19 protein-coding genes are annotated in these 23,312 nt (G+C 61.2%); 8 read left to right on the top strand and 11 right to left on the bottom strand.

The window, feature by feature from the left end:
* Window positions 1-9 precede the first annotated feature (9 nt).
* The 7 genes from tssG to I3J13_RS21185 all read left to right on the top strand — a co-directional run bounded on the left by tssG (window position 10) and on the right by I3J13_RS21185 (window position 10,910).
* On the top strand, window positions 10-1,014 hold the full coding sequence (tssG, locus tag I3J13_RS21215) for a type VI secretion system baseplate subunit TssG (protein WP_196380129.1): 1,005 nt from the start codon (window positions 10-12) through the stop codon (window positions 1,012-1,014).
* Window positions 1,015-1,018: 4 nt separating this feature from the next.
* Window positions 1,019-2,224 (top strand): FHA domain-containing protein, encoded by a 1,206-nt coding sequence (locus I3J13_RS21210; protein WP_196380128.1) that lies wholly within the window; start codon window positions 1,019-1,021, stop codon window positions 2,222-2,224.
* Window positions 2,214-3,554: a type VI secretion system baseplate subunit TssK gene (tssK, locus tag I3J13_RS21205; protein ID WP_059761087.1), complete on the top strand. Its 1,341-nt coding sequence runs from the start codon at window positions 2,214-2,216 to the stop codon at window positions 3,552-3,554. Before I3J13_RS21210 ends, tssK begins: the two co-directional genes overlap by 11 nt.
* Complete coding sequence (gene tssL, locus I3J13_RS21200; protein WP_196380127.1) at window positions 3,551-5,053, top strand: type VI secretion system protein TssL, long form; 1,503 nt, start codon at window positions 3,551-3,553, stop codon at window positions 5,051-5,053. Before tssK ends, tssL begins: the two co-directional genes overlap by 4 nt.
* Window positions 5,050-8,529: a type VI secretion system membrane subunit TssM gene (gene tssM, locus I3J13_RS21195; RefSeq protein ID WP_196380126.1), complete on the top strand. Its 3,480-nt coding sequence runs from the start codon at window positions 5,050-5,052 to the stop codon at window positions 8,527-8,529. The genes tssL and tssM overlap by 4 nt, the downstream gene beginning before the upstream one ends.
* Window positions 8,530-8,611: 82 nt before the next feature.
* Window positions 8,612-10,018 (top strand): type VI secretion system-associated protein TagF, encoded by a 1,407-nt coding sequence (gene tagF / locus I3J13_RS21190; RefSeq protein WP_196380125.1) that lies wholly within the window; start codon window positions 8,612-8,614, stop codon window positions 10,016-10,018.
* Entirely contained in the window at window positions 10,005-10,910 is a 906-nt protein-coding gene (locus I3J13_RS21185; protein ID WP_196380124.1) for a protein kinase domain-containing protein, read from the top strand. The genes tagF and I3J13_RS21185 overlap by 14 nt, the downstream gene beginning before the upstream one ends.
* Before the next feature lie 11 nt (window positions 10,911-10,921).
* Here I3J13_RS21185 and I3J13_RS21180 read toward each other — a convergent pair whose 3' ends face one another.
* Entirely contained in the window at window positions 10,922-12,058 is a 1,137-nt protein-coding gene (locus I3J13_RS21180; protein ID WP_020812312.1) for a polysaccharide biosynthesis/export family protein, read from the bottom strand.
* A 274-nt stretch (window positions 12,059-12,332) separates the two neighbouring features.
* Here I3J13_RS21180 and I3J13_RS21175 point away from each other — a divergent pair, with 274 nt between their 5' ends.
* Window positions 12,333-12,629 carry a PRC-barrel domain-containing protein gene (locus I3J13_RS21175; RefSeq protein ID WP_003522015.1) on the top strand — a complete coding sequence of 99 codons (297 nt, stop codon included), beginning with the start codon at window positions 12,333-12,335 and terminating at the stop codon, window positions 12,627-12,629.
* 96 nt (window positions 12,630-12,725) lie between these two features.
* Here the strand turns inward: I3J13_RS21175 and I3J13_RS21170 are convergent, their stop codons facing one another.
* From I3J13_RS21170 to I3J13_RS21125, 10 genes are all read right to left on the bottom strand, one after another.
* The gene (locus I3J13_RS21170) at window positions 12,726-13,451 is read right to left on the bottom strand and encodes an SDR family oxidoreductase (protein ID WP_196380123.1); all 726 of its coding nucleotides are present in this window, start codon (window positions 13,449-13,451) and stop codon (window positions 12,726-12,728) included.
* Window positions 13,452-13,508: 57 nt separating this feature from the next.
* Window positions 13,509-15,116, bottom strand: coding sequence for an FGGY-family carbohydrate kinase (locus I3J13_RS21165; RefSeq protein ID WP_196380122.1), 1,608 nt, complete (start codon window positions 15,114-15,116; stop codon window positions 13,509-13,511).
* Window positions 15,117-15,205: 89 nt separating this feature from the next.
* Window positions 15,206-15,937, bottom strand: a complete 732-nt coding sequence (locus I3J13_RS21160) for an SDR family oxidoreductase (RefSeq protein WP_135398321.1) — start codon at window positions 15,935-15,937, stop codon at window positions 15,206-15,208.
* 39 nt (window positions 15,938-15,976) lie between these two features.
* Window positions 15,977-16,954, bottom strand: coding sequence for an ABC transporter permease (locus I3J13_RS21155; RefSeq protein WP_020812316.1), 978 nt, complete (start codon window positions 16,952-16,954; stop codon window positions 15,977-15,979).
* A complete protein-coding gene (locus I3J13_RS21150) occupies window positions 16,944-18,446 on the bottom strand; it encodes a sugar ABC transporter ATP-binding protein (RefSeq protein ID WP_196380121.1) in 1,503 nt (500 codons plus the stop codon). The genes I3J13_RS21155 and I3J13_RS21150 overlap by 11 nt, the downstream gene beginning before the upstream one ends.
* Before the next feature lie 69 nt (window positions 18,447-18,515).
* Complete coding sequence (locus I3J13_RS21145) at window positions 18,516-19,427, bottom strand: ABC transporter substrate-binding protein (RefSeq protein ID WP_196380120.1); 912 nt, start codon at window positions 19,425-19,427, stop codon at window positions 18,516-18,518.
* A gap of 97 nt (window positions 19,428-19,524) precedes the next feature.
* Complete coding sequence (locus I3J13_RS21140) at window positions 19,525-20,409, bottom strand: AraC family transcriptional regulator (RefSeq protein ID WP_196380138.1); 885 nt, start codon at window positions 20,407-20,409, stop codon at window positions 19,525-19,527.
* A 386-nt stretch (window positions 20,410-20,795) separates the two neighbouring features.
* Window positions 20,796-21,848, bottom strand: coding sequence for an NAD(P)-dependent alcohol dehydrogenase (locus tag I3J13_RS21135; protein ID WP_196380119.1), 1,053 nt, complete (start codon window positions 21,846-21,848; stop codon window positions 20,796-20,798).
* Between the two features lie 260 nt (window positions 21,849-22,108).
* Window positions 22,109-22,558 carry a DUF1801 domain-containing protein gene (locus I3J13_RS21130; protein ID WP_196380118.1) on the bottom strand — a complete coding sequence of 150 codons (450 nt, stop codon included), beginning with the start codon at window positions 22,556-22,558 and terminating at the stop codon, window positions 22,109-22,111.
* A gap of 129 nt (window positions 22,559-22,687) precedes the next feature.
* Window positions 22,688-23,281 carry a TetR/AcrR family transcriptional regulator gene (locus I3J13_RS21125; protein ID WP_196380117.1) on the bottom strand — a complete coding sequence of 198 codons (594 nt, stop codon included), beginning with the start codon at window positions 23,279-23,281 and terminating at the stop codon, window positions 22,688-22,690.
* Between the last annotated feature and the right edge of the window lie 31 nt (window positions 23,282-23,312).

Below are 23,312 nucleotides of genomic sequence, written 5' to 3'. Positions count from 1 at the left end.
GAGACCGGGATGGAACAGCAGACGCCAACCATGAAAGACCGGCAGGCGGCGCTTCTCAGCGACGATCCCGGCCGTTTTGAGCCCGCCACCGCGTTTCGTGTCGCCCAGCTCGTTTCAGCGGATGACGGGATTATCGTCGGCGCCCATGGCGGAACACAGCCGACCCCGCTGGCGATCAGCGGTTTCAACCGCAAACGCGGTCAGGCCGAACTGAAATCCGCCTTCGCGCCCATTGTCGGGCCGCTCGGTTCGCTGCCGCCGGCCTATGGCGAGTTGCTGCAGCGGGAAGAGCGCAATCGCTCCGGCGCGCTGGCGAGCTTCTTCACTCTGTTCGCGGCAAGGTTCAGCGAACTGTTCGTATCCGCAACGGAAAAATACCGCCTCGCAAGGGGATTACGCTGGTCGGCCGCGCGGCAGGAAAACGGTTTTCGCAAAACCCTGCTTGCACTCACCGGGTTCCGCACTGCCGGTCTGGTCGAGAAGGCAGGCGTGAGCGAAGATGCGCTCCTGCGTTTCAGCGGTCTTCTGGCCGGCCGCAACCGCAATGTTTCGGCCCTGACCTCCATGCTTTGCGAATTCACGGGACTTCCGGTCAATGTCGAACAGTTTCGCCGGCGATGGGTGGCTTTGCCGCTTCACGAACAAAGCCAGCTCGGACAGGCATCCGGGCTGAGGCTCGGACAGAACACGACGGCGGGAAGCGCTGTCGAAGATATGAGCGGCGGTTTCCGGATCGTGATCGGTCCCGTCGCCTATGCGGATTATCTGGCCCTGACGCCCGGATCGAAGCGGCTTGCGGAGATATTTTCGCTGACACGCCTATTCGTCGGAAGCGCCTTGCATTTCGATGTGCAGGTGATCCTGAAAAAGGAGGACATTCCCTTTTGCCGACTCGGCCAGTCCGATGCCCCCGCCCGCCTCGGCTGGAACAGCTGGGCTCGCGTGGCGCCCGCAGAAAAAGACAGCGCCGATGCTGTGGTGACCGAGCGCGAAGGCTCGGCGATTTCCGCGTGAGGGCATGGATATGAAGCTTGCACTCAAGGACACACGAAATATCGGAGCCGCAAGAGCCAGTCAGTGGAGCTTCGAGCGCGGCCGCCGCGTCATCGGTCGGTCTCGCGATTGCGACTGGCAGATCGACGACAATGAGCGGCGCGTTTCCAAACTGCACTGCACGCTCAGCCGCGATGGCGAAGGTTTTACGATCCTTGACCAGAGCGCGAACGGCACGCTGGTCGATGGCCGCTTGCTGCTGGAAGGCGAAAGCGCGCGTCTCCGCGACGGTTCGCAAATCAACATTGGCGGGCAGGTTTTTCGGGTCGCCATCAGCGGCGATGCCGAGCTGGATTTTTCCGATCCCGATGCTTCCCTGCGCATGAGTGACGAGCCGCTGACCATTTCTGCGATCCTTGCCGACATCGCCCCGAACGGCCGTTCGGCCGGCGGCGTGATGGGCAACACCGCCTCCGCCGACGACTGGTCCGAAACATGGCGCGAGGGTGCGAAGCGGAAGGCGAAATCCATTTCGCGAAATGTCGAGATCGGCTGGAGCGAGCCGCCCGCGGCGCGTGGAATAGGCGCCGTTCTGCCAGATAACTGGGATGAGGAGCCGGTTGCGAGCAGCGAGCACGAACATACCGACGCACTGAACACGCCGGTCATGATCTCTCGTCCGGTTTCGGCCTCAGGTAACGAGGATTTCGACAGCGTTTTCCCGGAAGCAGGCGAAGAGCTGACCCCAGAGGGCGCATCAACTGCCGATGCTTCGACTGCGCAGGAGATCGGCGATCTTCTGACCGTGCTGGAACAGGAAAGCGCCGATTGTCTGGCCATCCTCGACATCGAAGGTGAGCGCGCCGGCCACGGTTCGCCAGCCTCCCTGAGCGAGCGGGTGGAAACGCTCATCCGCCAGCAGCGGCGGCTCGCCGCCTCTCTTGAAACCCTTATCCACGGCTGCACGCAAAAACTCGAGCCGAGGCTTCTCGAAGCCTCCGTCGATGCCGGCAACGATCTTCGTGCCAAAATCGAGCGCCGCGACTGGCAGGGACTGATCATGAAGACCGATTACTGGTCCACTTACAAAAAGCAATTTGAGGAAAACGGCCGTCCATTGCCGGTCAGGCAGTTCCTGCAGCGGGCAGCGCGCGGCGAGGCCGCGCCCACGCAGGAACCTGACGCGATAACGGCCGATGCAAAGGGGGTAAACAACCACGATGAGACATGAGAACCGTGTTGCCTGGAGCGAGGGCATGTTTCTTCGCGTTCAGCATTTTCAGCAATCCGACCGCTGGACCGAACGGCTGGTGCGCAACACCACGCGCAACCTCTCGCCTTACCCGTGGGGCATCGCCGAAATCGGCGTGGACCGCAGCGCGCTATCGATAGGGCAATTTGCCCTGTCGAACCTGCGCGGCGTTCTTCCCGATGGAACGCCTTTCGAGGCGCCGGAGGATTCCGACCTGCCGCCGCCGCTCGATCTCGACGAAAGCGTCAAGAACGCCGTTATCTATCTCGCCCTGCCCGCCCGGCAGCCGGGCAAGGCCGACATGTCCGCCAGCGGCCGCAACGATGCGAACAATGTGCGCTTCACCGCCTCCAGCTATGAGGTCTCCGACACGAATATCGAGACGGATTTCGTGGCCCCCATCGATGTCGGCCGTCTCAGCCTGAAATTCCTGAAAACCGGCGACGATCTTTCCGGTTACGATCTCATCGGTCTTGCAAGGGTCATCGAGGTCCGCTCAGACCGCGCGGTCATTCTGGACCCGGATTTCATCCCTCCGAGCCTCAGCTGCGCGGCAGCGCCCCGCCTCAACGAATTGCTGACGGAGCTTCTGGGGATCGTGCGCCACCGCGCCCAAGCGATTGCCGAACGCATCGGCGATCCGACGATCAGGGGAACGGCGGAAGTGGGCGATTATTTCCTGCTGCAAATCCTCAACCGGGCCGATCCGCTGCTGGCGCATCGCTGCGCCAACGCCACGCGTTTTCACCCCATCCGTTTTTACGAAGACTGCATCCAGCTTGCCGGCGAGCTTGCAACCTTCACCACGGATAAAAAACGCGCGACGGATTTCCCGCCCTATCGGCACGAGGACTTGAAAGCCACCTTCGGGGCGGTTTTCGACGATCTGCGCACATCGCTGTCAGCGGTTCTGGAACAGGCGGCCGTTGCGATCGAGCTGGTAGAGCGCCGCCACGGCGTCCGCGTCGGCACCATCCACGATCGCACGCTGCTGCGCGATGCCGGCTTCGTGCTTGCCGTGCGCGCGGATATGGCCGCCGAAGACATTCGCCGTCGCCTGCCGGCGCAGATCAAGGTCGGGCCGGTGGAGCGGATTTCCGAACTGGTCAATGTGGCGCTGCCCGGCATTCCCGTGCGTTCCCTGCCGGTCCTGCCGCGGCAATTGCCCTATCGGTCCGGCACCGTCTATTTCGAGATCGACACGCAATCACCCCTCTGGAAGCAGCTTGAGACCTCCGGCGCGATTGCCCTGCATCTGGCAGGCGAGTTCCCCGGGCTTGAGATGGAAATGTGGGCGTTACGCGAATGAGCAAGGAAAACCCCTCTTCCTGGCAGGATTTGCCGACGGTGGTCGAAATCACCGAGGAAAGCCGCAGACGCAACCAGAACGCCCGCAACATGGCGGCGATCCTCGAAGACATTGTCGAGACCGACGCCCCGGCCGGGCGACCGAAGGCAAGCGCGGCCGCCATGCCGGTCGATCAGCTGCTCTCCGGTTTCCATTTCGGCGGCGGCGATGTGCCGACGCTCGTGCAATCGGCCGCTCCCCTTCTCAACCTTGCGCATCTCCTGCGCTTCAGCGATGCGGAGCCGGATCCCGATCAGCTTCGCCGCGCCTGCATTGAGGCGATCACCCGCTACGAGCGCGACCTCGCTTCCGCCCGCATCAGCCCCGAGCGGGCAAGAGCGGCGCATTATGTCGTCTGCGCCACGGTGGATGATGTGGTTCTGAGCAAGCCCTGGGGCGTGCGGGCAGGCTGGGCGCGCTCCGGCCTTGTCTCCACCTTCCACAACGATGTCACCGGCGGCGACCGGGTTTTCGACATTCTCGACCATTTCCATCAGTCGCCCGGCGCCAGCAAGGATCTGCTGCTGCTGATCTATCTGTGCCTGTCGTTGGCTTTCGAAGGGCGCACCCGCGTTTCGCCAAAGGGTGCGCTGGAGCTTTCGCGCATCCGCGACAGCCTCTACAAGACGCTGATCGGCCAATACGGCACCTTCGAACGGGAGCTTTCGCCGCACTGGAAAGGCGTGGAAGCCCGTCATACGCCATTGCGCACGATGGCCGCGCTGTGGACCCTGCTATCCCTGATGGCGCTTGCCTTCGCGCTTGGTTATCTCTTCTTCACGCTGTCGCTCAACAACGCATCCGATGTCACTTTCGAGAGGCTCGCCCATCTGCCGCCGAACGAGACGCCGAGCGTGCTGATCGCAAGCCCGCCCCAGCCACCGCCGCAGGTCGAAACGCCGAAGGTCGTGGAACCGCCGAAGCCGGTCGAGCCACGGCAACCCTCCCGGCTTGAAAAGCTGATGGCCTTCCTTCAGCCGGAAGTCGAAAGGAAGCTTGTCACGCTGGCGGATGTGAACGGCCGGCTGCGTATTCGCATCAACAATTCGGGCCTGTTCTCCACCGGCAGCGCCGATGTCAGCCCGCAGTTCCGCGATCTCATCCAGCGTATCGGCGGTGCGCTTGCGGCTGAAAAATTCCGCGCCGTCGTCATCGGCTATACCGATACCGTGCCGATCAAGACGGTGGAGTTTCCGTCCAACTGGCACCTTTCCGAAGCCCGCGCCAAGGCGGTCGGGGACATTCTTTCACAATTCACCGGCCCGGAAGCGATCCTGACGGAAGGCCGTGCCGACAGCGACCCGATCGCCGACAACAAAACGGAGGAAGGCCGCCAGATCAACCGCAGAACGGAAATCATGGTCCTGACCAATCCCGATGAAAAACTGAGCGACGCCGGCATTCTCTCGCCGACCATAGAGAACAGTTCGGGACAGCAGCCGCAAGAGGCACAGCCATGAATCCATTGAGCTATTTTTATACGATCCGATCCTATGTCGAGAGCTATGCCGCTCTCATCGGCCGCCGTTTCCTGTCGCTGTTATGGGTGGTCGCGCTCTGCATCGTCATCTGGTTTTACGGCTATCTGGTCGCGCTGGGCGATTTCAAGCCCTTGGGAACGACGCAGGCCCGGCTCATCGCCATCGGCATCGTTCTTACCATATGGCTGATTTATATCGCCGTCACCATTTATCGCGGGCGCAAGCAGGACAAGGAACTCGTCGACAGTATCGAGCGCGAGGCTCTGGCCAACCGCCAGGCCGAAGTCGGCGAAATCCAGATGCGTCTCAAGGAAGCGCTGGCGCTGCTGCGACGGGTCACGAAAAAACGTTTCGGTTATATTTACGACCTTCCCTGGTACGTGATCTTCGGCGCACCCGGCTCCGGCAAGACGACGGCGCTCACCAATTCCGGCCTGCAATTTCCGCTTGGCGATGCGCTCGGCGAAAACGCGGTAAAGGGCATCGGCGGCACGCGCAACTGCAACTGGTGGTTCGCCGACGAGGCGATATTGATCGACACCGCCGGCCGTTACACCACACAGGACGACCTCGATGGCTCCTCGAAGGCCGGCTGGGAAGGATTCCTCGGCCTTCTGAGACGCTATCGCCGCTCGCAGCCGATCAACGGCGCGCTGGTGACATTGTCCATCCCCGATCTTCTCACCCGCGATCCCGAGGAACAACGGCAGGAACTGCGCTCCATCCGCCAGCGGCTTTCGGAACTGGACGAATATCTGCATGCCCGCGTTCCGGTCTATATCGTGCTGACCAAGGCCGATCTACTGCATGGTTTCGTGGAATTCTTCGACGGTTTCAACAAGACCGACCGCCAGCAGGTATGGGGCACCACCTTCAAGCTGGATGAGAGCCATACCGCCGAGAACCTGCCGCAACGCCTGACGGAAGAATTCGAACTGCTGCAACAGCGGGTCGATGCAATGCTGATCGAGCGCCTGCAACAGGAGCAGAATGCCGAGACGCGCGGCCGCATCTTCCGTTTCCCCGCCGAACTTGCGCGGTTGAAAGACCGGCTCCATGAGGCCCTGACCGAACTTTGCGCACGGTCTTCGCTGATCGAAGCCCCGCTTTTGCGTGGCGTTTATCTCGCTTCGGGAACGCAGCCGGAAACGGAAAGGTCTCCCGCAGCGGCCAGAACCCGCCGAAGCTACTTCCTGTCGCGGCTGTTCAAGGATGTCATTTTCCCCGAAGCCGCGCTGGTGATGCGCGACAAGCGCCTTTCCGGACGGCAATTGCTGGTGCGACGCATCGCCTATGGTGTTTCGGCCGCAGCAGTCGCCATCGTCTTCACCGGCTGGATTTTCACCTATTTCGCCAATACGCAGGCGCTTGCCGAAGCGGATCGCAAACTTGGCGCTTATGAACAGCTCGTTCAGGGCATTCCCGTGCGCGATGTTTCAGACGCCGATTTTCTCCGCATCCTTCCGGCGCTCGACAATCTGCGCGACGTCAATTCCGGCTTTGCCCGCGAGAGAGTGTGGAATGTCAGCTTCGGGCTCGATCAGGAAGACAAGATCGCCGGACGGCAGCGTGACGCCTATCAGCGCGCGCTCAATGCCCTGCTCCTGCCGCGCATGATCGTGCAGCTGCAGAAACAGCTCAAGGATGAAAAAGACGTCACGCGCACCTTCAATTCGCTGAAGCTCTATGGAATGCTGGGCGGCATGGGTGCGCTGGACCCCGATTTTCTGACCGTGCAGACGCACCAGATGTTCGCATCCCTCTATCCCGGCGATGGAAGGGCGGCGGCGAGAGAAGCGCTCGACCGGCATGCGAAAGCGCTCGCAGACGGCGTGCTCGCCCCGATTGAGCTAGACGCACGGCTCATTGCAACTGCCCGTGAAACCATCCGCAATCAGGCTGTCGGCACGCGCGCCTATGATATTCTCGCCGGCCTTCCGCAGGCGCGGGAACTGATGGAATGGACACCCGCCGCGGCCTTCGGCCCGCTGGGAGAGCGCGCCTTCGAGCGGCGCAGCAAAGCGCCGATGGCGGAAGGCATCGAAGGTCTTTTCACGGCGGAGGGATATCGCAGCGTCGTTATTCCGCAGGTCGCCCATGCGGCCCGTATCGCACTTTCCGAAGGATGGGTGCGCGGTTCCGATGATGCACTCCGTGGCGCAACGGTCGAACAGGGGGCGCAGGCCGCGCTGCAAATCTATTTCGACCGTTTCGAGAAAAAATGGGCCGATACGCTGGCCGACCTTCGGGTCAAGCCGTCCCAGACCCTTGGCGACGCGGTGGAAACAACCCGCGCGCTTGCCAACGAACGCAATATCGTGGTGGAGGCTGCCAGATCGATCGCGGAGGCGACCGATCTGCGCCCCGGAGCAAATCCCGCCGCCCTCGCCTCCGCCGCTGAAGGCGACGCGACCGCAGCCGTTCTGGCCGCCACGGTAAACGCGGCCGATCCCTATGCGAGACTGCGCGACATGCTGGCGGCGAAAGGCGCGGCCACAACGGGCGAGCAGGCCAATGGCGGCAAGGCCGGCGGCTCGCCATCGGAACAGTTGCTCGCGCATTTCAAGATGCTGAACGAACAGCTTGCCCGCTCGGCAACCACCTCCGACGAGGTCGCCAAGGTGTTCGACGTGGACAGCCAGCTCACCAAGGCCAATCAGGATCTGTTGCAGCAGGCCCGTGAATTGCCGGCGCCCCTCGATGTGTGGGTGGCGGGCGTGGCGGCGGATGTCGGATCGCTTGCGGTCAAATCCGCCCGCAGCCGCATTGCCGAACTCTGGGCGGCCGATGCGGCATCGCTGTGCTCTTCCATCGTGACCGGCCGTTATCCTTTCGACAGGTCGTCTTCCCGCGATGTCGCCATCGCGGATTTCACCCGTCTCTTCGGGCCGACCGGGATTTTCCAGTCCTTCTTCAAGCAGCGAATGGAAGCCTTTGTCGACAAGACGACCAACCCCTGGGGCTGGAAAGGCACCTTCGGCGCGGCCGGCATTCCAAGCAGCGCCGTCGCCCAGTTCGAAAATGCCGACAAGATTTCGCGCGCCTTTTTCCCGAATGGCAGCGAGACGCCGGCGGTGTCGATCAATGTCAAACCCGTTTCACTCACCAATGCCTCCAGCGCGGTGATGCTGGAAATCGAAGGCGAGCGGGTGGTTTATTATCACGGCCCCATTCAGGCGAAATCGATCACCTGGCCGTCGCGTGAAAACACGGCGAGCCTCTCGCGCATCGCTTTCCAGCCGGGCGGCTGGCAGCAGGCGAAAACCGAAAACGGCGACTGGTCGCCATTCCGGCTGTTCGATGGCGCCGATATCGAAAACCAGTCGGGCGACCTGCTGCGGGTGCGATTTGCGAATGGCGGGCAGGCTGCCGAATTCGATATCCAGTTCGGCTCGGTTCTCAACCCGTTCAAGCTGGACGCCATCGCCGGCTTTGCCTGCCCCGCGCAATTTTAGCGGCGGGGCGGCGCACCGTTTTTTTAAGGAGGGGATCTAGGATGAAAGCAACGACGAAAAGCACCGCGGTCAATAACGACTGATGGCCACTCAGGCATCGAAGCCCGCGGAAACCGCAGCGGAAAGCGATCGCATCGGCTTCTTCGGCAAGGTCCCCAGCCATGGCGACTTCATCTCCGACGGGCTTGAACGGGAGCTGATCGGGACGTTTGACGACTGGATGCGATCCGGCCTGCACGCCTGCGCAGACCTGTTTTCAGGCCGATGGCCCGAAATATTTACGTCATCGCCGCCCATTCGCTTCATCATCGAAAGCGGCATATGGGGAAACTGCGCCTATGCCGGCGTGCTGGTACCCAGTGCAGACCGGGTGGGGCGCAAATATCCGCTTGCCATCATTGCCCAGCTCAATAGCTTCCGGAAACATCCGAGAACGCTCTATCTCGACGACACCTGGTTCATGGCCGCCGAGGCGCTGGCCGAAACATCCATGACGGGCGATTTCGATATGTCCCGGTTTAACACCTCCGTTAAAAAACTGCGCCTGCCGAAACCACGGGAAGAGGATGACGCGCCGGAAATGGTGCGCAGCCACACACCGACCAGCCTCTGGTGGCGCATCGATCCCGTCAGCCGCCGCGCCCGCGGTCTCAAATTCGACGGCAAACCGAAAGCTTCCGATTTCCTGCGCCTCTTCAGCGACATGGCAGGCAAGGGCGAAGAGGACGGCTCGACACCCGTACAGGCGCAGGAGAGTGCGAAACACAAAACTCCGCCCGTGATGACGCCCGCGCCCGCACCGCCAACCGAACAGCCGTCATCGGTCATCTACAGCTATGCCACGCACCCGGGAACACGGCTTTCCCTGAACGCGGATTCGCTCTTCGTTTCCCAGAGCCCTGCCCTCTTCGCCATAGCAGATGGACAGGGCGACACGCACAGCGCCGTGGAAGCTGCACGTCTGGCCACAAATATTCTTGCCGAAACGCCCGATGCCGAAAACCCCGAGGTGATGGCGCAGCAGATCAGGGGAAAGCTCGGCACCGTCAACAGCCTGCTTCTTTCCCGGCAAACCATGGGCGCTGACGGCAGGCCGATGGCAAGCGTCATCATTGCCTCCATTATCGGCGGCAGGTTGAGTGTCCTATGGTCCGGCGACGCGCGCGCCTATCTCCTGAAAAACGGAACCATGCATCAGCTCTCGCGCGATCACGTCGTTGTCGGCATGAAAAGGCAGCTCTCGCAATGTGTCGGCCTTTCCCAGCAGTTCCGGCCGGATATTGTCGGGGAAGACTGGGGGTCGCAGGACAGGCTGCTCCTGTGCAGCTATCCGCTGGTACAAATCCTGAAGGAACGGGCCATTGCCGAGATTGTCGGCAACACCGCGATCAAGGATTGCGCCAGCGCCCTGATCCAGGAGGCGCTGATCGAGGACGCACGCGAGAATGTCAGCGCCATCGTGATTGGAAACCGGCTTGAGCAAGGGTAAACAACCGGGCGATGGGCCTGCCTATCCGCAGGTCGCCGAGCGCTTTTCCGATCTGTGGCAAACCATCCGCCATGACGGCACGCGGGAAAGGCCCACCGAAGAACAGAAAGACCTGATCGATCAGGTCAGAAATGCGCTGGATCGGAAAGTCTCGCATTTTTCCGACGCGAAACCCGACTGGATCGCCGACAGCTTTGCCCTTGAACGGATTGCCTACGAAAGCGAAAACACGCTGCTGCTGCAAGTGCGGCACCGCGATCTCGGCTCCCTTCACGCCCTGAAAACCACGCCGCCGGCGTTGAGAAACGACGCGGCGCTGCTGCAAAGATTACGCGAGGAGGCGCAGCTCGGCCTGACATTGCGCCATCCTTGCCTGGTGGAAACATCAGCGCTGCTGAGACTGGCCGATGGCCGACCGGGCTTGTTACAGCCATGGTTCCCGCAATCATTGGCGTCGCTTGCATCGCAGCCGCCGGTTACCGCGCCGCAGGCGATCACAATCCTTCGCCGCCTGCTGGAAGGGCTGAGCGCCATACATGCACGGGGATATGTCCACTGCGATGTCACGCCAGCCAATATTCTGCTGGAGGACGGCGATTTCGAAACGGGCAGGCTTGGCGATTTCGGCATTGCGCTGGAGATCGGCCAAAAACACGCGGATCGCGGCATGAGCTTTGCCGCCTCGCGCGAATTTGCAGCACCGGAACGGATGCGGGACGCAACCGCAAAGCCGGATCAGGACATATTCTCCGTGGGGCGGCTTGCCCGGCGGCTTATCGCGACGGGCGAGGTGCGAAAAACGCAAAGGCTGGTGGATTTTGCGGACGCCTGTTGCCAGGACGAACCCGCGTCGCGCCCGCAATCGGCGATGGAAGCGCTACAGCTTCTGTAGCGCTTCATTGATCAGTTGCCGCTGCCGGGAAGCGGTGCTGCCGCCGTCGGCACGCTCTTCTGGAACACGGTCAGGAGCTTGGCCGAATCCACCAGCGGCGCGTTGCTGGCATAGAGCACATCGCCCTTCTGCATCTGGAAGAGCTGCATGAGCGCAATGCTGGAAGCATCGCGCATATTGACGTGATAAATCACCGGCCGCATGGTCGTGGCCGTCGCAACCGGGCCTTTCGCGCCCGATGCGGTTGCCGACGGCACCTGAATGATCTCGTTGCGGAAGACATAGACATTGCGCGCGTCCGCACGGTCATCCAGCAATCCACCGGCGCGGCCGACAGCCTGAGCGAGGGTCAGTTTTCCGGCTTCGAACTGGAATTCGCCGGCGCTCTTGAAAGCGCCAAGCGCGGTGTAGCTCGCCGCATCGCCATCGATCATGATCTGATCGTCCGGCGACAGGCGGATATTCTGGCGGTCTTCCCGCATGACGCGGTCAAGCGGCGCGCTCGCCCTGTGCGAGCCGCGAACGACAGTAACCGTGGCAGCGCCCGGAGCAACAGTCGGGCCCCCGGCCTGATTGAGCGCGTCGAGCACCCGCTCCTGACGGGCGGTAAGCGTTATTTTTCCGGGGTTTTTCACCGCACCGCTCAGCATGACGGCGCTCGTCGGCTTGTCGACGACGGTGACGACGGCCTGCGGGTTCACAGCCGACCCTTTGAGCCCGGCAACGACCTGCGATTGCAGCCCCTCGGGCGTCGAATCCACCACCCTCTGTTTGCCGACGAAGGGGATATTCACCGATCCGCTCTGGTCCACCGTAAAGCGTCCGAGATTGAGCGTCTTGCTTTGCGTCGGGGAGAAAAGCCCGTCTTCGCCGGTATCGAGCACGGTGATGTCGATCACGTCGCCGCGACGCAATCTCTGGGCGTTGTAACCGGTGTTGCGAAGCGCTGTAAGGCCGGGGCCGGAGGCATTCTGCAGGCTTCCGGCGGATACCGTGGCCGCCGGCGCATTCGCCAGCTCTATGACGGGGATTTTTTCGTTGGTTCGAGGGAAAGTCGCAGATCGGATATTGCCTGCGGTCGGTCCGTCAGATGGCTTTGCACATGCGCTCAAAAGAGCCACCAGCAAAACCGCCCCCAACTTTTTCATCCCTCATCCCCTTGATGATTCAACCTGACGCAGAGATAACATCCAGACACGTCATCGCAACAACTTTAGCGGTTGCAATTTAGCGAAAACTTGTCTTCCAGAGAAAAGGTGTGACCATTCCGCAACCTTTTCGGAACCGCCTGCCGCAAACCCCAACAATGTACCGATGAAAAATCACCGGTCGTCACCGACTGGCGCCGGCCAATGATATTCAATGGAACGGTTTTGCAATGGAGGAGTTTGTTTTCTGCAAACCAAGACAGGAGCAAGAACAATGGATCACACCAATCACGTACGCCTGGTTGAAACCGAACTGACGCCGTCCGTTCTTGAAGGCGCCACCGTTTATGGTGCAGACGATCACAAGGTCGGCAAGGTCGATCATGTCCACGGCGTCGGGGCCGGCAGCACCGCCATCATCGATGTCGGCGGCTTTCTTGGTATCGGCGCAAAGCCGGTCGCAGTACCGCTCAGCGATCTTGATTTCATGCGGGATGAGGACGGCGATGTCCACGCGGTCACTTCATGGACCAAGGACCAGCTGAAGGACATGCCCGAGCATCGTCACTAACAGCATTGTTATTCATAAAGAGGAGCGCCCGGCTGTTTGCCGGGCGTTCTTTTATTTTCGGGCAAGCGTTTGCGCGTCAGACTTCCCCTACGCACATCAAACGGCGAGGAAACCGCCATCGACCGGCAACACGGCTCCGGAAATCATGCGGCTGTCATCCGACAGGAGCAGCGCGATGCTCTGAGCCACCTCTTCCGCTTCGGCGAACCGGCTGAGCGGATGGCGAACCATCATCGGCTGGCTTTTCGCCGGATCGTTCCATGCTTCCGCGGCCAGTTCGGTGAGGGTGATGGTGGGCGCAACCGCGTTGACGCGGATGCCGTGCGGGCCAAGCTCCTTGGCAAGAACGCGCGTCGCCCCTTCAAGCCCGGCCTTGGACGCCGCGTAGCAGAGGTGATCCTGAAAACCGCGGTGACCGGCGATGGAGGTGATGTTGACGATGGCGCCGCCGCCGCCCTTCGCCACGCGGGCGCAGGCAAATTCCTGACATGCGACCAAAGCCGCGCGCAGATTGATGCCGAGAACGGCTTCATAACCCGCATCGCTCATCTCCAGCACGCTTTCGAGCACGTTGATGCCGGCGCTGTTGATCAGGAAATCGCAGGGGCCCGCTTCCTTCATCGCGGCGCGGGTGGCGGCGACATCGGCAAGATCGACGCGGATCGAACGGCCGCCGATTTCGCTTTTCAGGCTGTCGAGATCGGACTGGGTGCGGCTGATCGCCACCACTTCCGCACCGCGCGCGGCCATCAGGCGAGCGCAGGCGCGACCGATGCCTTTGCCTGCGCCGGTGATGATGACGGATTTTCCGGAAAACTGCATGGAATCCTCTTTATTTTGCGGCCGATACAGCCGGACGATATGAGCTTGTGACGTGGTTCAATGGCTGGCGGCACGAATGGCGCGCGCGGCATTTTGCAGCACCAGAAACGCGTCGTACCGCGCCTGATGAATCTTCTGAAAATCTGGATCGGGCGCAGCACAGCTGTCGATACGCGACATCGCGGGCATGGCGACCATCAGGTCCGGATAGGTTCCGGCGGCGACGGCGCCCAGCATGGCCGAGCCGAGAAGCACCGGCTCCTCGCATTCAGTCAGTTCCACGGGAAGCCCCGTCGCGTCCGCCAGTAGCTGCCGGGCAAGCGGATGCGCACCCGCCCCGCCGCTGACGCTGATGGTTTCCACCGGCGCACCATTGCGGGCCTGTGTTTCGATGATCTGGCGAAGCCCGTAACCGAGGCCGAGAAGGCCGGCCACATAAAGCGCCACAAGGGAATCCACGCCGGTCTCGGTGCCGTAACCGGCAATGACAGCGCGGGCATGGGGATCGGCAAAGGGCGCGCGGTTACCGAGAAACTCCGGCACCACGTGAAAATCCTCGGCGATCTTTGCGGCAGCGGAAGCGGATGCGGCAAGATTGAGCGCCCGGTCAGCGAGCCATACCGGCAAGGCTTTGCCTTCCTTGTCGGCAAGCGCCTTCGCCTCGGCATAGGCCGGGTGCAGCTGCACCAGGTAATCGATGGCCGCGCCGGCGGCAGACTGGCCGCCTTCATTGAGCCATGCGCCGGGAACCATGGCGGAATAATAAGGACCCCATACCCCCGGCACGAAGGCGGGTTCGGCGGTTGTCGTCATAGTGCAGGACGAAGTGCCGAAAACATAACCGAGGCATCGCGATGCATCGCCACCCGCAGCCACCGTGCCGACGCCGCCGGCATGGGCGTCGATCAGACCTGCCGCAACCGCGGTGCCAGCAACCAGACCCATGGCTTTTGCAGCATCTTCCGTCAAACCGTTACCCAGCGCCGTGCCGGGATGGACGACGCTTTGACCGATGCGGCGAAAACCCTGCTCGGCGAGATCGCCAAGCCCGATGCGGGTGAAATACTCCGCATCCCAACGGTTTTCATGGGCCAGATAGGTCCATTTGCAGGTCACCGTGCAGGCGGAGCGATCAAGCGCGCCCGAAGCCTTCCATGTCAGAAAGTCCGTGAGGTCGAAGAAGTGCTCGGCACGCGCGTAGATGTCGGGCCTGTTTTCGCTCAGCCAAAGCAGTTTCGGCGTTTGCATTTCCGGGGAAATACGGCCGCCGACATATTTCAGCACGGCGTGTTCGCCGGCATTGATGCGCTCCGCCTGTTCAACGGCGCGGTGATCCATCCAGACGATGATGTCGCGCTCGGGATGATCGGGTGCGCCCACCGGCAGGGTCTCATCTTCCGGTCCGCGCACCACCAGCGAGCAGGTGGCATCGAAACCGATGCCGGCGACCTCGGCGGGATCGATGCCGGCGCGGGAAACGCTTTCCCGAACGCTATCGCAAACGGCCTGCCATACTTCGCCGCTCGATTGTTCGGCAATGCCGCCATCCTCGCGATGCATGCTGATCGGGCGTTTGGCAGTGGCGAGAAGCTTTCCCGCGACATCGAAGACACCGGCGCGCGCCGAGCCGGTCCCGACATCGACGCCAATCAGATAGGAAGCCATTTACGATACTCCTCGGAGCGGATCATCCGGTGCTTGAACAGGATTGAGCGGCGGGACCGTTTCCGGTCTTTCCGCCGCTCCGGAGATTTTTAAACGCGGTCGAAGTTGGTCGGCAAGACCAGCATGTCGCGGATGGTGACCGTGCGCTTGCGCGTCAGCATGTAGACAACGGCATCGGCCACTTCGCTCGCATCGATGAGGCTGCCGGATTCCTTGGCCTTGCGGAGATTTTCCTCCGGCCAGTCGGCGAGAAGTGCGGAAACGACCGGGCCGGGAGACACCTGCGCGACACGCACGCCGTGCGGGATCATCTGGCGACGCATGCCCTGCACGAAGCTGGTGATCGCCCATTTCGAACCCGAATAGACCGGCTCCCAATAGGTCGGGAAGTGGCCGGCGATCGAGCAGGTGACGACGATATCGCCGGTCTTGCGCTCCGACATATGCGGCACGACGGCATGGACGTTCTTCATGACGGCGTTGACGTTGAGGTTCAGCATCTTGTCGATGGCTTCGGGCGTTGTTTCGGTGAGATCGCCGCCGATATAGGTGCCGGCATTGCAATAGAGAATGTCGATATGATCGACCTTCCCGAGGATTTCGGGGATCATGGCGTTGCAGCTGTCGGCATCCAGAAGGTTGGTGACCTGCGGAATGGCGCGGTCGCCAAGTCTGGCGGCCAGTTCATTCAAGGCTTTCTCGTTCCAGTCGACCATGACCACGGTTGCGCCCTGTTCCAGCAGCGCTTCCGTTGTGGCAAGCCCGATGCCGGATGCGGCGCCGGTGATGACCGCGATCTTGCCTTGCAGCGATTCAGACATTTAATTCTCCTGCGTTTATGAAGATGTTTCCGGGCCGGCTCAGCGCCATTCGCGCCCGATATAGATGGCCAGCAGGATGATGCCGCCCTTGATGACATCCTGCAGATAGGGGTTGATGCCCATGAGGTTGAGGCCGTTATTGAGGATGCCGAGCAGCACCGCACCAATCAGCGTGCCGAGGATGAGGCCCCTACCCCCGGCAATCGCCGTGCCGCCGAGAACGACCGCCGCGATGGCGTCCAGTTCGAAGCCGACGCCGGCATTCGGCTGACCGCTCATGAGGCGGCCGGTGAGGATGAGGGCCGCAAGCGCTGCGGTGACACCCGAAATGCCATAGACGGCGAGTTTGACGCGCTGCGTCTTCACACCCGAAAGACGGGCCGCCAGCTCGTTTCCGCCAAGTGCATAGACATGGCGGCCGAAAGCCGTGCGCTGCAACAGCACCCAGGCGATGGCATAGATCACCACCATGATGACGACCGGCACCGGAACGACGCCGATACGGCCGACGCCGAACCAGGAAATCCAGCTCGGAATGCCGCTGACCGGATAACCGCCGGAATAAATGAGGCCGAGACCGCGCGCCATGCCCATGGTGGCGAGCGTGACGATGATGGCGGGCATCTTGCCCCAGGCGACAAGCGCCCCGTTGAAGATACCGATGCCGAGACCGATGAAGAGACCGGCCGGCAAGGCAACGGAGGCAGGCAGGCCCGAATTCACCATCAGGCCGGCGGACAATGTGCCGACAAGCGCCATGACCGCGCCGACCGACAGGTCGATGCCGCCGGTAAGGATAACAAAGGTCATGCCGACGGCGAGGATGCCAACGACGGAGACCTGCCGCAGCACGTTCATGATGTTGTTGAGGCTGAAGAAATTGTCGCTCGCAAGTCCCATCAGGATCGACACGACGATGAGACCCGCCAGAGGCAGGGCGAGCGGTGAACGCAGCATGGCGCTGAGACTGAAGCCGCCCGTTTTCGCGGCAGTGCCGGTGTTTGCATCAAGCGACATGTTCAACTCTCCCGGTGGTGGCGTTTGTCATTATTGTTTCTGAATTGATGTCTTCGCCCTCGACCGTGGCGACGATGCCGCCGGAACGGAAGACGCAGACCCTGTCGGACATGCCGATCACTTCCGGCAGCTCCGAGGAGATCATGATGATCGAATGGCCTTTGGCGGCGAACTCGCGCATCAGCGAATAGATTTCCGCCTTTGCGCCGACATCGATGCCGCGTGTCGGCTCGTCGAAGATCAGCACGCGCATGTCATGGTTCAGCCAGCGGGCGATGACAATCTTCTGCTGGTTGCCGCCCGATAGCGTGTCGACGCGGGCAAAGGGCCCCTGCGCCTTGACCTGCACCTGCGCCATGGCCTTCGTTGTGTGTTCCAGTTCCTTTTTGAGATCGAGGAACCAGTGGGCCTTACGGTATTTGCGATAATTGTTCAGCGAAATATTCTGCAGGATGGAGAAGCTGGTGATCAGCCCCTCCTCCTTGCGGCTTTCCGGCAGCAGGCCAATGCCGCGCATCAGCGCCTCATCAGGGCCGGAAAAACGCGTGTCCACACCGTCGACCTTGATCTTGCGGCGCGAGGCGGAATGCGCGCCCAGCATGGCGAGAACCGTTTCCGTGCGCCCTGAGCCGACAAGCCCGGCAAAACCGAGGATTTCACCCTTATGCAGCGTAAAGCGCGAGACGGGACCGCCTTTCTTCAATTGCAGCTCTTCCACCTCGATCACCTTTGCGGCGGAAGGATCGAGCTGTGGCTTCGGCGGGAAACTGGCTTCGATGCGCCGGCCGACCATCATCTCGACCAGACGGTCATTGTCGACCTCCGACGTCAGGCAGGAGCCGATCAACTCGCCATCGCGCAGAACGGTGATGCGGTCGCAAATCTCGAATATTTCTTCGAGATGATGCGAAATGAAGATGATCGCCACACCCTGACGCCGCAGCTCGCGCATCACCTTGAACAGGTGTTCCGTCTCGGAGGGGGTGAGCGTTGCCGTCGGCTCGTCGAGAACGAGAATGCGCGCATCCAGCGACAGCGCCTTTGCGATTTCGACGAATTGCTGCTGGGCAACGGAAAGACGATGCACCGGCACGTCGAGCGGAACATCCACCGCCAGACGGCTCATGATTTCAGCCGCGCGCTTGCGCATCGCGCCCTTGTTCAAAAGGCGCAGCGGCCCGCGGATTTCTCGGGCAAGAAACATGTTTTCCACGGCATTGAGATAGGGGATCAGGCTGAATTCCTGAAACACGATGCCGATGCCGGCGGCAATCGCCTCGTCGTAATTGGCGAAGCGGCGATCCTGCCCGTCGATGCGGATCGTTCCCTCCGATGGCTGCAAAATGCCGCACAGGATCTTCATCAAAGTCGACTTGCCCGCGCCGTTCTCGCCCAGAAGCGCATGCACCTCACCGGGGCGCGCCTGAAGGTCGACGCCGCGCAGGACTTCGATCTTGCCAAAGCTTTTTCTTATTCCATTCAGTTCCAGCATTTCACCCTCCTCAATGGTCGGGACTGCCCCGCCCCCGTACAAGACGGGGACGGGACCTGGGAGGAGATCTTACCAGCTGAACTCGCCGGCATTCTTGCTGTCGACGACCATGACGTCGATCGGCACTTCCTTCGGCACGACGCGAGCGCCCCACTTCTGGGCGAGCGCCATGGCAAGGCCAACGCGAACCTGGTCACGCGGGAACTGCGCGGTCGTTTCGATGAAAGGCGTGCCGTCGGCAATCGCCTTCACCGCTTCCGGAGCACCGTCAACCGAGGTGAGCTTGATGTCCTTGCCAGAGCCCTGGATCGCAGCCATGGCGCCCATCGCGCCGCCGTCATTCACCGAGAAGATGCCGGCGAGATTCGGATGCGACTGGATCATGTTTTCAACGACGCCAAGCGCAACGGAGCGGTCCTGACGGCCGTTCTGCGTATCGACCAGCTTGATGTCGGCGAATTCGGCAAGCGCCGCCTTGCAGCCTTCGACGCGCTGCAGGATCGGCACGACCGGAATGCCGTCGAGGATCGCGACCTCACCCTTGCCGCCGAGGGCCTCGCCGAGATATTTGCACGACATGTAGCCGGCATCGCGGTTCTTCGAACCGACGAAGGTGTCGACCGGGCCGTTGGCGTTGGCGTCGACGGCAACGACCGTCACACCGGCAGCCTTGGCGGCGTGAACGGCGGCTTCGATGCCGGCGCTGTCGGTCGGGTTCAAAAGCAGGATGTCGATCTTCTGCTGCAGCATGTCTTCGACGTCGGAAATCTGCTTTGCCACATCGTGGCCGGCGTCAGTCACGACAACGTCGGCGCCGATGCTTGCGGCAGCTTCCTTCAGCGCTTCCTGCATCGATACGAAATAGGGGTTGTTCAGCTCCTGGAAGGTCATGCCGATCTTCAGCTTTTCCTGCGCCAGCGCCGGAGCGGCCATCATTGCAATTGCGGCTGTCGCCATCAGAAACCTGGACTTCATTTTCATCTCACTCTTCCTCCCGGTTGGAAAATTGGGGCAACAAGACCCCGTTTCCGGACAGCCTTCTGCCCGAATTCTAAAAAATCGGTGATGTGTCGCTGGTTTAATCCGCCATGACCGCTGCCTTCTGGGCTGCGAATATGGTGCGAAACCTCGACGGCGACATTCCCTTCAATTTCAGGAAATGCCGGTTGAAATTCGAAAGATTGGAGAAGCCCACATCGTAGCAGACCTCCGCCACCTTGACCTCCTGATCCGCCAGCAGCATCTGGCAGGCGAGATCGATACGTAGCTGATTGCGATACCGTACCAGCGTCGTTCCCGTGTGACGCTTGAAGGCGCGGGAAAAGGCGCTCTGGCTCTGGCCCACCATTTCGGCGAGGTCGATTTCCTCGACCTGCTCGGTCAGGTGCTGGCGCAGATGCGACAGCGCGCGGTTGATGCCGCTGTCGCCGATGCCGGTCAGGTCCAGCTCGTAGCTCAGGCTTGCCAGCACCTCGGAAGACGGCGCGTTGACCAGGAGATCGAGAATTTCCCAGAAAATCGCCAGCCGCGTCAGCCCCTGCGCCTCGATCAGCCGAAGGATCAGCGGGCGAACGCGATCACTCGTTTCATCGTCGAACAGAATGCCGCGGCGGCTGCGGTCCAGCAGCGCACGCACCACCTCCATCTCGGACATGGAGGTGCATGCATCCTCGATAAAAGCCTCCGGAAACTGGATCACGAGAGAGCGTGTCGGCACGATCTCGTCCGGCTCGATCTCGCTGATCCAGTTCTGGGGGAGATTGGGACCGGTCATGATGAGCTGACCGGGGCCGAAGCGCCCGACGAAATCGCCGATATAAAACGTGCCTGACGTGGCAACGACGAGGTGGATTTCGTATTCGGGATGATAATGCCAGCGCACGGTGCGGAACGGATAGCCATGCCGCCAGGCGGCGAAGGATTCGCCCTTGCGGATGTGCACCAGTTCCAGATCGGGCTGCATCATAGTTCCTCCCATCGACACGTCCGCCGCATTTGCGGAGCAGAGCCATTCCTCTTTATGGCTCGTCCCAGGCGTTGATGAGGAGCATATGGCGTGCGCTATCTGTGCTTCCACATCACGCCGAAGAAATTACCGATACTTTTTTGACTCTTTTTTGTCGGGAATTGAATAGTCGCCGCATGGGACTGGCCAGAAACTCGGCGGCCGCGCCGATTTTTTTGCACAATTCGGCGTGATCCGCTCAAACAATGCTCACCCGGAGGCGATATCCGGTAAATTTTTGGAGTGCGGACCGCCGGACAACGGCAGGCCGCACTCATACTTTTCCGCAGCATCTCCGCCACTCAATCATCGGTGGCAGGCATCGGTGGTCGGCACGCGATCTTTTACTGCGGCATCACGATCTGAAGTTTCACGTCCGTTTCCCGCGCCTCCACCGCACGGTCGAAGCCGGCGATGCTGTCTTCGAAGGGAATGGTCGCGGAAATCAGCGGCTTCAGGTCGACCTTGCCGGAGGCGATGAGCGCAACTGCCCGGTCGTAAACATTGGCGTAACGGAAAACCGTTTCGACCCGCAGTTCCTTGGCCTGCAGGCCGACAATATCGACCGGAACCGGATCGACAGGCATGCCGACCAGCACGATCGCGCCGCCCGGCCGCGCCAGCTTCGCCATGCCGAGCACGGCGGGTGCTGCGCCCGAGCATTCGAAGACGATATCGCAGCCCCAGCCGTCGGTCGCCGCCGAGACGGCCTCGGCGAGATTGCGCTCGCGGATGTTGACGGTTTCGATGCCATCATAGGCACCGATGATATCGAGCTTCGGCTGGGCGAGATCGGCAACGATGACCTTGGCGCAACCGCCGGCAAGCGCCGCCAGCGCCACCATCATGCCGATCGGACCTGCCCCGGTGACGACAGCGATATCGCCCGGCTGGATACGTGCCCGGAGCGCCGCCTGCATGCCGATGGCGAAGGGCTCTACCATGGCGCCTTCGGCGAAGGACACATTGTCGGGCAGCCTGTAAGTGAAGGCGGCGGGATGAATGACCTCAGGCGTCAGGCAACCATGAATGGGCGGCGTCGCCCAGAAGCGGACAGCCGGATCGACATTGTAGATGCCGAGCTTGGAGGCGCGCGATGTGGGATCGGGAATACCGGGCTCCATGCACACGCGGTCGCCCACCTTCAGATGCGTCACCTCGGCACCGGTTTCGATCACCGTTCCAGACGCTTCATGGCCGAGCACCATCGGCGCGTTGACGACGAAATGACCGATCTTGCCATGGGTGTAATAATGGACGTCCGAGCCGCAGATACCGACCGTATGGGTGCGGATGCGCACATCCTTGTGCCCGAGTTCAGCGGATCCCGCTCCACCCGGAATGTCAAAATCCCTGAGCGAGAGCTTGCCTTTTTCTTCCAGCACCAGTGCCTTCATCTCATCCTCCGTGGTTTGCGATACGCCTGGCAGCGACTTCAGTGAGCGTGATGGCGTGCAACCCCGGCAAAAGTAAACAGAAATCGGCCGGATCGGCCGGTTTTTCTTCACTCCGGAAAAACTGTATCGGACAGCCCGCGATTTCTCATCATCCGCAGCGCGACGCGATCCTTAAGAGGCAGGAAAACCGGCATGATTCGTCGGCCTATTTCGCGATCATCGCATGCCCAAGAGCCTGTCGCACCGGTAAACCCGTTCGCTCACATTTTTTCGCCGGGTAACACACTTGCCTGCCTCACCCACTCCACGAACTGCGTTTCATCGAACGCATCCTCGCGGATATCGAGGTAACGGACTTTCGGATGTTTGGAAGTGCCGGGCGGCAAGGGCTGCAAGGATGCGCCGTTAAGGAAGGTCACCTTGATATATTTCGTAAAGCAGTGAAGGCTGAGGAACCAGATATCGTCCTCCATGCCGTAGAAGGGAGAATTCCACTTCACAGCCTTGCGCACACCGGGCACGACACCTTCGATCAGCCTGTCGATACGGCCACCGACCGCACTTTTCCAGCCCGGCATGGCGGCAATATAGGCCTGCACCGGCGCGTCGCCATATCCTTTTGCAATCTGGGGATTGCCGCCTGAAAGAAGCTTCGGCGATTGATCCGATGGCGCGCTTCCGGACGCTTTTTCCGACGGCTTGTCGACCATAACCTTGACCTCAGAGGTGTCAAACAGGTGCTACCAATAACATGATCTGTATCTATTCCAGATATTTCTACACATTTTCCGTGATGATCGCCTAGCCGACCCGGAATAACAGATAGGCAGCTATGCGGGTCAGTCTTTCCTGACCCGCAATCCCTCCAGAAAGGTCCGGAAACTGCCGACAGCCCGTTTCGAGGTCGTTTCCGGGTCGTCGGAATTGGCTATCCATTGGGCGGCGCTGCTGCTCGCCGCATTGATGAAGCGGGCGCATGCCTCCGGATCGATGTTGCCGATAGTGCCTTCTTCCCGGAGCGCATCCAGGCTTCGGGCGACAGCCGAGATACAGCCATTGGCATTGGGCCAGCGCGACGGATCGCCGAGCACGGCCGGCCCGTCGCGAAACATGATCCGCTGGATTTCCGGTTCGAGAGCCATGCGCACATAACCGACATTCTCCTCGACAAAGCCCTCCCACCGGGTCGCGGCCCTCGAGGAGATGTCACAGAGCCTCTTCGTCATCTCCGCATCGATTTCGGCCACAACCGCCAGCAACAGGCCTTTCTTGTCGCCGAAATGGTGATAGAGCGCGCCACGGGTGAGACCGGCTTCAGCGGTGAAGTCGTCCATCGACGCTTCCGCATAACCGATGCTGCCAAAGGCCTTGCGACCGGCAGCCAGAAGCTTCGCCCGCGTCTCGGCAATCATTTCACTGCGAGGTTTGCGCATTTCTTCTCCATTTTCTACATACGACGCGTAT

It is taken from the genome of Agrobacterium leguminum (assembly GCF_015704895.1).
GTDB lineage: Bacteria > Pseudomonadota > Alphaproteobacteria > Rhizobiales > Rhizobiaceae > Agrobacterium > Agrobacterium leguminum.
This window is presented reverse-complemented; position numbering and strand designations above follow the sequence as displayed.

Bases quoted from the DNA above. Each gene is read 5' to 3' on its own strand.
- tssG (WP_196380129.1), top strand. From the start codon at position 10: ATGGAACAGCAGACGCCAACCATGAAAGACCGGCAGGCGGCGCTTCTC.
- I3J13_RS21210 (WP_196380128.1), top strand. From the start codon at position 1,019: ATGGATATGAAGCTTGCACTCAAGGACACACGAAATATCGGAGCCGCA.
- tssK (WP_059761087.1), top strand. From the start codon at position 2,214: ATGAGACATGAGAACCGTGTTGCCTGGAGCGAGGGCATGTTTCTTCGC.
- tssL (WP_196380127.1), top strand. From the start codon at position 3,551: ATGAGCAAGGAAAACCCCTCTTCCTGGCAGGATTTGCCGACGGTGGTC.
- tssM (WP_196380126.1), top strand. From the start codon at position 5,050: ATGAATCCATTGAGCTATTTTTATACGATCCGATCCTATGTCGAGAGC.
- tagF (WP_196380125.1), top strand. From the start codon at position 8,612: ATGGCCACTCAGGCATCGAAGCCCGCGGAAACCGCAGCGGAAAGCGAT.
- I3J13_RS21180 (WP_020812312.1), bottom strand. From the start codon at position 12,058: ATGAAAAAGTTGGGGGCGGTTTTGCTGGTGGCTCTTTTGAGCGCATGT.
- I3J13_RS21175 (WP_003522015.1), top strand. From the start codon at position 12,333: ATGGATCACACCAATCACGTACGCCTGGTTGAAACCGAACTGACGCCG.
- I3J13_RS21170 (WP_196380123.1), bottom strand. From the start codon at position 13,451: ATGCAGTTTTCCGGAAAATCCGTCATCATCACCGGCGCAGGCAAAGGC.
- I3J13_RS21165 (WP_196380122.1), bottom strand. From the start codon at position 15,116: ATGGCTTCCTATCTGATTGGCGTCGATGTCGGGACCGGCTCGGCGCGC.
- I3J13_RS21160 (WP_135398321.1), bottom strand. From the start codon at position 15,937: ATGTCTGAATCGCTGCAAGGCAAGATCGCGGTCATCACCGGCGCCGCA.
- I3J13_RS21155 (WP_020812316.1), bottom strand. From the start codon at position 16,954: ATGTCGCTTGATGCAAACACCGGCACTGCCGCGAAAACGGGCGGCTTC.
- I3J13_RS21150 (WP_196380121.1), bottom strand. From the start codon at position 18,446: ATGCTGGAACTGAATGGAATAAGAAAAAGCTTTGGCAAGATCGAAGTC.
- I3J13_RS21145 (WP_196380120.1), bottom strand. From the start codon at position 19,427: ATGAAAATGAAGTCCAGGTTTCTGATGGCGACAGCCGCAATTGCAATG.
- I3J13_RS21140 (WP_196380138.1), bottom strand. From the start codon at position 20,409: ATGCAGCCCGATCTGGAACTGGTGCACATCCGCAAGGGCGAATCCTTC.
- I3J13_RS21135 (WP_196380119.1), bottom strand. From the start codon at position 21,848: ATGAAGGCACTGGTGCTGGAAGAAAAAGGCAAGCTCTCGCTCAGGGAT.
- I3J13_RS21130 (WP_196380118.1), bottom strand. From the start codon at position 22,558: ATGGTCGACAAGCCGTCGGAAAAAGCGTCCGGAAGCGCGCCATCGGAT.
- I3J13_RS21125 (WP_196380117.1), bottom strand. From the start codon at position 23,281: ATGCGCAAACCTCGCAGTGAAATGATTGCCGAGACGCGGGCGAAGCTT.